The 8147-nt window shown below is 36.1% G+C and carries 7 protein-coding genes and 2 pseudogenes; 6 read left to right on the plus strand and 3 right to left on the minus strand.

Annotated features, from left to right (window positions below; genetic code table 11):
* On the plus strand, nucleotides 1–156 hold a 156-nt coding region (locus tag ACY3FQ_RS08810), incomplete at its 5' end, for a DUF2147 domain-containing protein (RefSeq protein WP_489774412.1).
* Between the two features lie 87 nt (nucleotides 157–243).
* Here the strand turns inward: ACY3FQ_RS08810 and ACY3FQ_RS08815 are convergent.
* Nucleotides 244–1299, minus strand: a complete 1056-nt coding sequence (locus ACY3FQ_RS08815; protein ID WP_005090794.1) for an aromatic ring-hydroxylating oxygenase subunit alpha — start codon at nucleotides 1297–1299, stop codon at nucleotides 244–246.
* A 245-nt stretch (nucleotides 1300–1544) separates the two neighbouring features.
* Between ACY3FQ_RS08815 and ACY3FQ_RS08820 the strand changes: the two genes are divergently transcribed.
* The 3 genes and pseudogenes from ACY3FQ_RS08820 to ACY3FQ_RS08830 all read left to right on the plus strand — a co-directional run bounded on the left by ACY3FQ_RS08820 (nucleotide 1545) and on the right by ACY3FQ_RS08830 (nucleotide 4832).
* Nucleotides 1545–2471 carry a LysR family transcriptional regulator gene (locus tag ACY3FQ_RS08820; RefSeq protein WP_005265716.1) on the plus strand — a complete coding sequence of 309 codons (927 nt, stop codon included), beginning with the start codon at nucleotides 1545–1547 and terminating at the stop codon, nucleotides 2469–2471.
* Between the two features lie 70 nt (nucleotides 2472–2541).
* Nucleotides 2542–3459, plus strand: a pseudogene (locus ACY3FQ_RS08825) (excinuclease ABC subunit A); the annotation flags it as partial.
* A 323-nt stretch (nucleotides 3460–3782) separates the two neighbouring features.
* Entirely contained in the window at nucleotides 3783–4832 is a 1050-nt protein-coding gene (locus ACY3FQ_RS08830) for a GIY-YIG nuclease family protein (protein WP_002040182.1), read from the plus strand.
* A gap of 155 nt (nucleotides 4833–4987) precedes the next feature.
* Here the strand turns inward: ACY3FQ_RS08830 and ACY3FQ_RS08835 are convergent, their stop codons facing one another.
* The gene (locus ACY3FQ_RS08835) at nucleotides 4988–5764 is read right to left on the minus strand and encodes a hypothetical protein (protein WP_000959094.1); all 777 of its coding nucleotides are present in this window, start codon (nucleotides 5762–5764) and stop codon (nucleotides 4988–4990) included.
* A 98-nt stretch (nucleotides 5765–5862) separates the two neighbouring features.
* Here ACY3FQ_RS08835 and ACY3FQ_RS08840 point away from each other — a divergent pair.
* A protein-coding gene (locus tag ACY3FQ_RS08840) for an IS3 family transposase (RefSeq protein WP_138000528.1) occupies nucleotides 5863–7028 on the plus strand; the annotation gives its coding sequence in 2 pieces (ribosomal slippage) (nucleotides 5863–6121 and nucleotides 6121–7028; 1167 coding nt in all).
* A gap of 37 nt (nucleotides 7029–7065) precedes the next feature.
* On the opposite strand, the pseudogene ACY3FQ_RS08845 reads toward ACY3FQ_RS08840, so the two are convergent.
* Nucleotides 7066–7857: pseudogene (locus ACY3FQ_RS08845) on the minus strand (site-specific integrase); the annotation flags it as partial.
* A gap of 92 nt (nucleotides 7858–7949) precedes the next feature.
* Between ACY3FQ_RS08845 and ACY3FQ_RS08850 the strand changes: the two are divergent.
* Nucleotides 7950–8147, plus strand: a 198-nt coding sequence (locus ACY3FQ_RS08850) for a transposase (RefSeq protein WP_141317023.1), incomplete at its 3' end; no start/stop codon positions are given.

Genomic DNA, 8147 nt, shown 5'->3' on the forward strand with positions numbered 1-8147 from the left:
AACACCTACGATGGCGGTAAAATTACTGACCCTAAAAATGGTAAGACTTATAGCTTCAATGCCAAAATGTCGAATGATGGCCGTACCTTAAATGGACGTGGTTATATTGGTGTATCGGCTTTAGGTCGTAGCCAAACATGGATTCGTGTGAACTAATATTAAACGCTAGACTTAACATATACTGTAAGTAAAAAGCGACTCAAAAGAGTCGCTTTTTTAGCAATAATGATTAAATTTCATATTTTAAACTGTATAGCGTTTGCTCAATCCCCACTCTGCCAAAATTCGGCGGTAAGTGGTTGATGAACGATCTGCCTCAAAATGTGCCTCCATTGAAATATCTAAAGGAAGTTCTTCTGGTTTTTGGCTTTCCACCATGTCCTGATCTTCAGCGAAGATTTGTGCATTGAAATCATAAACTGCCTGTAAGTCTCCTGTAGTATCAAAGTTACGAGTTAAGGGAACGAATAATCGCGTTTTATTGTGCGAAACTGGACAGCACGCATTTAAAATTTTAAGTAAGCCATTTTCAGGAAAGTCGATAGTCAAAATAGCTGAAAATGGTGGATAGACATCGAAAGTACGTTTCCATAAAAAATCATCTGGTGCTAAATGTTGTAAGCCATGCGGATAGTTACTGACATCACTCACATACTCTGTATGTAAGCCATAATCCGTTCGAACGGTCGAATATTTTTGTACTTTAGGATTTTCACGATCAGCAAAACTTTGGTTATGTACCCATGCAAAGTGCGCAACATCAATAAAGCCTTCAAGCTGACGGCCACTTGATCCAGCAATATCGACAAATGGAGGGAGAATTGACTGATGTTCTTCACTGTCCCACGTGTCTAAATCTGGAAAATTGGCTTTCGATACATCGCGGTTAAATAAACTGGTCCAAATAAGTCCATATTTTTCTACAACTGGAAATTTGGTCAGTGAAAAACGATCTGAAATTTGTGTAAGTTCCGGCTGTGCAGGAATTTTTACACACTTTCCTTCACCGTTATAATGTAGGCCGTGGTATGGGCAAATAATTTCTTCGCCTTTCACCCAGCCTTTGGTTAATGGCACACCACGATGCGGGCAAATATCACGCACGAGATGAATTTTTCCACTTTCAGTTTTATACAATGCCATTTTCACATCAAGTAATTGTACTTGTTGCGGTTGTTCTGAAACGTCCTGTGTACGTGCAACTGGGTACCAATGCTGCGCTAAAATATTCCAATCGTTTGCATCAAATGAACTGCATTGTGGTTGGGTAAATAAATTCAGTACAGGAATCGCATTCATTTTTAAATCTCTACATTCGCATTATTTGCAGAACTTTTATGCCATGTAACTAGGGCTAATTCGTTCTTTTCTAAGTCAAAAATACGTTTGGATAGCATTTCTGTCTATTAGAATGATTTGCATACAATGTTCTGTTTTTTAGAACACAAAAGCAGAATGAATTGAAAAAATCAAAAGTTATGGCATGAAAATCGCTTAAGCATGGATAAGTACTTTGTAAACTGCCCGTGAGATTGAATAGCTGTATGTCGATTACCTTTTCCCGATTTTCTGAATATTTTATGGCTGTTGCCCGTACTGGCAGTTTACGTAAAGCCGCAGAACAGCTTTTTATTTCAGTCTCTGCAGTGCATCGGCAAATTGTTCTTGCTGAAGAAGAGTTAGGCGTTGCTTTATTTGAGCGCTTACCGCAGGGGCTGAAGCTAACGTTAGCAGGTGAATTACTTTATGCTGATTTGCTTAAATGGCAAAAAGAATATCAGCTGACTCGAATTCGATTTGATGAAATTCAAGGATTAAGTCGCGGCAATATTGAAATGGGTTTTATTTCTGCCCTAAATGATGGTTTTGTCGTGGATTGTATTCAACGCATGGCTGAAAGCTATCCATGGATTAATCTCAATATCAGTATGAATAGCAGTGAAGAAATATCGAGAAAAATCATTGATGCAGAATTAGATTTTGGCATTATCTTAAATCCTAAAAGTCACAATCAATTAGAAATCTTATCCTTTATTGAAATTCCTTTAGGCTATGTTTTATCACCACATCACACCTTAGCCGGCATGGATAAAATCTATTTATCTGACACTTTAAATGAGCGTCATATCATGCCAAGTGAGCCCTTAGTCATCAGTGATTATGTACATACACTCTATAAACATCACAAATTTAATCCTATACAAAAGATAGAATGTAATGACATTAGAATGATAACATCATTAATTCAACAACAATTAGGCATTGGCTTAATGTCATATATGGATGCATTACCACTTTTAAACTCAAAAAAGATCGTATTTAAGCCCATTCGTGAAAAAGGTATGCATCGTTTAACCATTGCACTGTGCGTCGCTTCAAAACGTCAAACATCTCGTCTTTCACAAATAATGGTAAATTTATTGGTCGAAAAAATGGAAGAAATCAAATTGCAATTAAAGCAACTTCCTTAAACATTAGACTTCCTTCATAAATCATTTTTCAACCAATTTAATTGTTTATCTTTCACCCAATCTAAATTATGAGTTAGTACTTTCATATTTAGGCAATGAATCTGAAACTGAAAACAATAATGAAGATAATCCTTTAAATGAAGGAATGTTGGTTACCGAGGTTACACGAGGTTCTCTAGCTGGTGATGTGGAGGCTATAAAGCGTCTGGTACAGGTTGATCAAAAACCAATTGGCCGTACTCCACGTTCTAATCTGGCAACTTATACGGGTTTATTTGATCATGTTAGAAAGTTATTTGCTGGGACTCCTGAAGCTCTCCAAGCTCATTATGATGCTGGACGTTTTTCATTTAATGTGGCTAAAGGGCGATGTGAAACTTGTGAAGGTGAAGGCTTTGTCAGTGTAGAATTATTGTTTATGCCAAGTGTATATGCCCCTTGTCCGACATGTCATGGTGCTCGATATAATGATGACACTCTGAAAATTCGCTGGAATGGACGTAATATTGCTGAAGTATTAGAAATGACCGTCAATGAAGCACGTGATTTTTTTGATGGAGAGGTCTCGATTGCTCGTTCACTACAATTATTAAAGGAAATTGGTCTTGGTTATTTACGTTTAGGGCAACCAGCGACTGAACTATCTGGTGGAGAAGCGCAACGTATTAAATTGGCGACCGAGCTGCAACGCAATCAGCGTGGAAATACACTGTATATACTTGATGAGCCAACTACAGGTTTGCATCCATCAGATGTAGATCGATTGTTAGTTCAATTGCAGCGATTAGTCGATGCGGGTAATACCGTGGTTATGATTGAGCATGATATGCGTGCCGTTGCACAAGCTGATTGGGTGATAGATGTGGGCCCAGGAGCTGGAAATGCTGGTGGGCGTATTGTTGTGACAGGAACACCAAAACAGGTAGTACAGAACCTTGATAGTCGTACTGCATCATTTTTAGCAAATGAGTTGAAAAGTTCATATTAATCAATTTTTCTATGTCAATTTCATGCTTTGACCCTTGTTCAAGATATTCAGAAAGGGTTACAGCAGTCGGTTCAGGCTTTGAATTAAGTGAAAAAAAGAGAGTTGACCTCTCTTTTTTTGTTAGTAAATTGAATTTATTTAGTTTACATATTTAGAAGTCTGCTAAAAATTAAATTATCTAAAAATTTTTACTAATTTAAGGCATGATTTCTGTCTGTTGATAAAGACTAAAAATGCTGAATGAATAGTGGGAAAATATCAATAAATATGGTGTGAGTTGAATTTACTCGTTATAAAAATTGGCATCAACTATGGGGAAAGCAATGGATTATAAGTATTACGTTTATGTACATGAAACATTATCAGGTGAGGTATTTTATGTTGGCAAGGGGTGTGATGATAGGGCATGGCGTAAAGACCGGGATTTGAACTGGGATTTGTATGTTGAAAAATATCTAAATAATCAATACAACGTCAGAATTGTAATTGATCAATTATCGGAAAACCAGGCATTAGAAGAAGAGGAAAAGCTGTTTTCAAAATATGGCGATCAGTTGGTTAATCGTCAAAATATGAGTCGAAGCTTAAATATGGAAGCTTTGGGTCACCGAAATGAGATTGAGTCCAAGTTAAAGAAAGCTGAGTTAGATGCTGAGTTAGCGAAGGAGGTGAATGAAAAGGCTGATTTTTTTATAGAAGCATTGAGGTATCATAAATTATTTGCAAACACTACTATTGAAAATGGTTTACTGGCCGAGCTTCTTGCTCTACGCCCTCTGGGTTCTATCCAACTATTAGATAAAGCAGTCCGAGCATTGGTTGCTGCTGATAGACAGGAACAGGCCCAAATTGTTTTTGACCAATATTTTGTTGACTATCCTCATGAAAAAGAACTGACCAAGGTTGCTTTAATTACCAAGGTCATTGAGCGTGGAACAGTACGATTAACAGAGCAACAAGATTTTGTGCCACCCGAACCTTTGCCACTAGGATGGCAATACGCCAAAGAGCGAAATGAGCAAGTCTTACGATTAGACCACAAGATGTACGAAACAGACAAATCAGAAAGTTATGATCTAGATGTACTTAAAAATCTGATGGATCAAGACATATCTGCTGCGATGCTGTATGTGAAAAAGTGGATTGTTCAGGATGAAAGAGTTAGACGCAAAGACCCTTTGGATAATGCATTATGGTTGTATTCAGAAGCACGTAAAATTGCCAATAAGCAGAAGAATCTGCTTGAGGAATGCTTATTCCAGCAACGATTAACTAATTTACTAAAGGGGCGAAATAAACATTATGAAAAGAATCTAATAACATTAAGAAAACTTACAGCAAAACTTTCTAAGCAGAATACTGTGAAAAAATGAGCTAAAGGACTTCTCCAACAGACAAAGTAAGTCTTTTGTCAGTTTTTTCATGAAAATAAATTATGTAGGCATTAGTTTTATTTCTTAGGAGTTTATAGCTGATTAGAAGGTTATCTATTTTAAAATTATTCTAATTATTTGAATGAGAATAAACTTTATTTATATTTAAGTAAGGTGAATTTACGCTTTTTAATCACTTTAAATGGCTTTTTATTGCTATTAATTGGATGAGTAGTTGCTGTTTTCACAACTTTGGGAATAGCAATTGGAATATCTTGCTTAATCAGTTTAGCTTCTCCATTCTTAATTTTGACATAAATTTTATGTACAGTGGTATTATGCTCTTTGATTAATTCATTCTTACTCGCGCATTCTTTATATAGCTTTCTGAATGATCTCACAAAATCTTTCACTGTAGATAAAAGTTCCTCTTCATCCATATGTATATCTGTCAATGCTTGAGGTATACTTTCTTTTTTAATTTCAATAAAATGTAAAGGAAATTTTGCAACAATTTTAGGAGTGGCGAGGGTTATAAAATCATATCCATGATAGGGAATGATTGCATATTTTGTCTGTACTTTTGAAGGATGTTGGATGTAGCCTTGAACAACAACTTCCCCTTGATTTAACAGCTTGTTTAAATAGAAATCCTTGGTCTGATTTTCTACAAATGCAGTTTTTCTGTATAATTTAATTAAATCGTTGAGTTCTTGTTTTTTATTTTTGTCATTTTCCGAAATAAGCTCTAATTTTTGGCTCGATTGAATGAATAATGCATGATGATACTGTGCAAGTTCAGATGTCCAAATCAGAATTTGAGCAAGATTTTCAGGCATAGTAATAGGAATATTGCTCAAATCAAGTCTTTTCATAAGAGTAAGTTCCTCTTGATTAAACTCTTTTTGTAACAAACTTGTGTAAGTTAACATGATCACACCTGTATTTTTGAATAGTCCTTCATTGATGTGTGCTTAAAAAACAGGAGAGTTTAACTTGGTAAACTATACATACTCATTAGGAGTTTACCATGAGCAAGAAACAGAAGACTTACACCGCAGAATTTAAAGCTGAAGCCATAAAAGCCATTGAAGAGAACCAAGGTAATGTATCGGAATCCGCTAGACAACTTGGCATTTCAATGCAAACCCTTTCGAACTGGAATAACAAAGCAAAGGCTGGAACTTTAGCAGGCACAAAACAGTATTCGCCCGATCTAAACGCCTTACTCGAAGAAAATAAGAAGCTTAAACAACAGCTCAAAACAGCTGAAATGGAACGTGAATTTTTAAAAAAGGCAGCAGCGTACTTTGCCAAAGAAAGTCAGTGAGGTACGCCTATATGAAATCGCAAAGCCACTTATTTCCGATTATTTTAATGGCTCGATTACTTCGTGTATCCGTTTCTCGCTTTTATGATTGGCTAAAGCGAGGCATGAGTAAAAGATCAATTCAGCGAAATCAGCAGACAATTTTGGTCAAAATAGCCCATGAAGAAACCAAACAAAGCTATGGCTATGTTCGATTAACTAAGCATTTACAAGCGCAAGGTATCAAAATAAGTATGTATGCTGTTCGCCAAATAAAAAAATCAAATCAGTTGTATTGTAAGCGCCATAAGCGTTTCAAAAGAACCACGAACAGTGATCACAACCGTTCTATTTATGACCATTTACTCAAGCAACAGTTTTCAATGACGAAGCCTAATCTTGCGTGGTCGAGTGACATTACCTACATTTGGACGGCTGAGGGCTGGTTGTACTTGGCAGCTGTCAAAGATCTTTACACGAAACAGGTTGTTGGCTATAGCTTAAATGAGCGCATGACAGCCAAGCTTGTTTGTGATGCATTGAATATGGCTATTCGCAATCAGAAACCTGCTAAAGATCTCATTGTACATTCAGACAGAGGCAGCCAATATTGCAGTAATGAATATCGAAACTTACTTGAGAAATTTGATTTTCAGGGTTCAATGAGCAAAAAAGGCGACTGCTTTGATAATGCACCGATAGAGAGTTTCTGGGGCATACTCAAAAATGAACTAGTCCATCATCGCAACTACAAAACAAGGGAAGAAGCCAAAGCGGATATTACAAAATATATAGAGTTATTTTATAATCAGCGAAGAATTCAAAAAGGCTTGGATTTTAAGACACCAAATCAAATGGCAGAAGACTTTTATCGGTTAGCTGCCTAGAATCTCCCAAGTGAAAGTCTCCTGCTAATTCAGCACACATCAGTATGCTATAGCGATGAAAATGATCAGTAGTACGTGTGGTATCTATTTTTATGTCTTCAGCAGATAGCTTTGCTAATTGTACAGGTCTAAGACCAGTTACATACACCAAACCAAGTATTGATGAGTAAAGTAGTGTTTGTTTATCGATACCCTGAAAATCATCTTTGATAGCTTGGTTTAACTTGATAAAGCCTTGTTGAATCATTGAAATAAGAGGGTAATCAATCGCATCTACGTATTGCTGGTAATATAATCTTGAATTAAATGCTTTAGGACGTTCAAGAAATTCTAACTCATATTCTTGATCAAGATCAAAGCATAAAAAGTTCTCGAGAAATAGTAGTTTCACTAAGAACTTAAAATGGTAATAGTATGTAGAATTGTCGGCTTTTGCTAAATCAACCAATAAAGATTTCGAATTATGATAATCAAGCTTTAGGCTTCTAGTTTTTAGCGACCTGATTACGAAAGTGTAAGCCTGTAATTTTGCTTCAAGTCCAGATGGCGTATTAATTTGAATGTAATTAGCTAGAAAAAATTTAGCCAATTTTTTCTCTGACGTACTGAAGTTAGAAAAGTTTAAGTGAAGTTTTCTCCCCGAATAAGAAAAATTCCAAACATCGTTAGATGTTTGAACGAACTTGCTATCAAATTTATCAGCTCTATGAAATCGAATGATTGTTGGTAAGTGTAAAGACTCTATGAGCCTAAGGTCAGCATCATGGAAAATAATAAATTCACTAAGACTATTATCATTTTTTTCAAAATCTAGACTATGTTGGGGCATATTTTGATGTGGTTCTAGGATTTTAGACCACGCCTATAAGTGATAATCTACTCCCCAATAAGCATGGGAAATGCTTGTTTTTGTAGTCAACCATGACACGAAGAAAACGTCGTAATCATTCAGCAGAGTTTAAAGTTAAAGTTGCACTCGCAGCAATTAAAGGCGACCACACACTCGCTGAACTTTCTACTCAATTCGATTTACATCAAAACCAAATCATCGATTGGAAAAATCAACTGCTTGAGCAATCAGTCAATATTTTTTCACGACCAACAGCACAACAAGAACCA

The sequence above is a fragment of the Acinetobacter sp. AB03 genome (assembly GCF_058107045.1).

Bases quoted from the DNA above. Each gene is read 5' to 3' on its own strand.
- ACY3FQ_RS08835 (WP_000959094.1), bottom strand. From the start codon at position 5,764: ATGTTAACTTACACAAGTTTGTTACAAAAAGAGTTTAATCAAGAGGAA.
- ACY3FQ_RS08820 (WP_005265716.1), top strand. From the start codon at position 1,545: ATGTCGATTACCTTTTCCCGATTTTCTGAATATTTTATGGCTGTTGCC.
- ACY3FQ_RS08830 (WP_002040182.1), top strand. From the start codon at position 3,783: ATGGATTATAAGTATTACGTTTATGTACATGAAACATTATCAGGTGAG.
- ACY3FQ_RS08815 (WP_005090794.1), bottom strand. From the start codon at position 1,299: ATGAATGCGATTCCTGTACTGAATTTATTTACCCAACCACAATGCAGT.